The following is a 506-nucleotide window of genomic DNA, read 5'->3' on the forward strand; positions in this document are numbered from 1 at the left end:
CCATTTTCGACACCCAACATCGCCGAAAGGATAGCGCCCTGCGCGATGTCCGCGTCAGCGCCCGCATCGTCGTGCAGCACGGAAAACCGCTGATCGCGACAGTGTTCAAGGATCTGACCGACCTTCGCCAGGCCGAGCGCGCCCGACTCCTGAGCCAGCAAGACTTCCAAGCAACCTTTGAGCAGGCGGCGGTAGGCATGGCTCAGGTCGCGCCCGATGGTCGCTTTCTGCGGGTCAATCGCCGCCTGTCGACGATGCTCGGCTACTCCAGCGACGCACTTCGGCAACTGCGTTTTCAAACCCTCACGCATGCCGATGATCTCGACAAAAACCTCGAGCTGATCGCACGCTTGATCGCCGGTGACATCAACCACTATCAACTCGAAAAGCGTTACTGTCGACGTAATGGCACGTTCATCTGGACCCTAGTGACCATGTCCCTGGTGCGCACCGATGCTGGCGCCCCTGCCTATTTCGTTGCCGTGATCGAGGACATCAGTAATGGA

1 protein-coding gene is annotated in these 506 nt (G+C 59.3%); it reads left to right on the forward strand.

What is annotated here, in order from left to right; all coding sequences use genetic code 11:
* Positions 1 to 506, forward strand: a 506-nt coding sequence (locus CKO41_RS18420) for a PAS domain S-box protein (protein ID WP_200233044.1), incomplete at both ends; no start/stop codon positions are given.

Source organism: Thiococcus pfennigii (assembly GCF_016583835.1).
Lineage (GTDB): Bacteria > Pseudomonadota > Gammaproteobacteria > Chromatiales > Chromatiaceae > Thiococcus > Thiococcus pfennigii.